Genomic DNA, 1,697 nt, shown 5'->3' with positions numbered 1-1,697 from the left:
AGGCGAGGATGGCCGGAGAGCAGAGGACTCTGGAGGCGTACTCGTGAAAAGAGTATAACTCCTTTCCTGCCTCTAAGGCATTATCGCAAGGCGGGAGGAGAGTTCGGAGAGTGGCTTAAACAGGAAGTAGCCAAAGCAGCCGAGGACCATGGGTTGCCAAAGCCTGTTCATATCTCAATCATTCTCAGGCTGGTCTCCACTCGAAGGGGATCTGATGGCTTGAGTTCCGCAGGAACTGCAAGAACGAAAAATGCCCGGATTGGCTGTGGATTTGAGCTGACATTCAAAGAACCTGTCATCGCTCCTGTAACTCTTGGACTGAATGCACATTTCGGTTTGAGGCTATTCGTATCTGAATAATATTGTTGATTGCTTCTGGATTACGCACACTGATCGACTAGGGCCGTACGTCCACATGGGTGAAGCCAGCACGAATGAATCGTTAGCGACGCGGCTGATCTTTAATACTCAAAATCTCAATTCCTTCTGTGACTGAAAGTTTCAGCGCACTCCATCCATGGAATAAATAAAAAAAAAGATAAAAAATTATTAAAAATTAAATTCTTGTAATATTATTGAGCTTTCAATTATAAAATCGATACAAAATTGTGCATCTTCTTTGGTAGATGTGTATTTTGATTTATTTGAAGGATAGTAAATATTATAATCTTTATAAACTTTTTGTGGTTGCATATGAGTTCTATTTTCCTTACTCACATTAGGTGTTAATAAATAAAACTTCATATATTTCCGATAATCAATCCCAATACTGATGATCTCCAATGTGTCTTGAAGCTCAGATATGCAATCATCCACATCAGAGAAAGCACTCTTTACCTCTGATGCGAAAGACTCCACGTCGCTGGCTAGGTCAGAATCGCTACTGGTAGAAAAGAAAATAGAGCCACTAACAGAACTATTAAATGAAAATGGGTATTTGTCGAATTTGTCCTTGACTCTATTCTTATAATCGTCCAAGAGCTGTGAGAATGCAACTGCTGCTAATTCCATGGAATCTTCATTTTTCCCCTGTTTTAGCAACTCTTCTGATTCTTCAAGAGTTGCTCTGGTATTTTGACAGTAAACCAGATGGATCAAGCTAATATCTGAAAAGCCAACATCAAAAATCGTATGTGTTTAGCATGCCAGCTTTGCGGTTAGCATTTGTAGGCTATTTAACCCTTTTTGCCCCCATGTTGCCAGTGTCGTCATGATTCGCTCATGAATCGATGTTCCTTTATCATTTCGAAGGGTGCCCAGGATTTTTCTCAAGACGACATGTGGTCGCAATGCTCTCTCTGCCCTGTTGTTAGTCGGCTCTACACCCGGATTGATGATGAATGTGAACCAATACTCGAATCCATTATTGATTTTCCCGATGAACTTTCGAACTTTCTCTATAGAATACTCTTTCGAGATCCAATGCCGAAGCGCTTCTCGCGCCAATTCCCATAAAGTCATTCTGACTTCTGGCGGTGGATCGTTTTCCAGAGCTTTGGTTAGTAGGTCGTAGAGCTCTTTGAGTGCGTTATGTAACGGAATAGCTTCCTCGAACTTCTCTGCAATGTCTTTTGACTCTCGAAGTAGATGCGCCCAACATCTCTGAATGCGATTTGTAAACCTGGCATACGGCTTCCACCCGTCACATACGATTATTCCCTTAAATCTCCGAGTTAAAACTTCCATCAGAACCTTCA

The 1,697-nt window shown here is 41.6% G+C and carries 2 protein-coding genes; both read right to left on the bottom strand.

Annotated features, from left to right (window positions below; genetic code table 11):
- Positions 1-549: 549 nt before the first annotated feature.
- Entirely contained in the window at positions 550-1,098 is a 549-nt protein-coding gene (locus BP822_RS06295; protein WP_286877990.1) for a hypothetical protein, read from the bottom strand.
- A gap of 39 nt (positions 1,099-1,137) precedes the next feature.
- Positions 1,138-1,697 (bottom strand): IS66 family transposase (locus tag BP822_RS06290; protein WP_286877988.1); only part of this gene is annotated, 560 nt, incomplete at its 5' end.

The organism is Methanosaeta sp. UBA458 (genome assembly GCF_002496085.1).
Classification (GTDB): Archaea; Halobacteriota; Methanosarcinia; order Methanotrichales; family Methanotrichaceae; genus Methanothrix; species Methanothrix soehngenii.
Note: the sequence above shows the minus strand (reverse complement) of the source record. Positions and strands in the feature narration are given on the sequence as shown.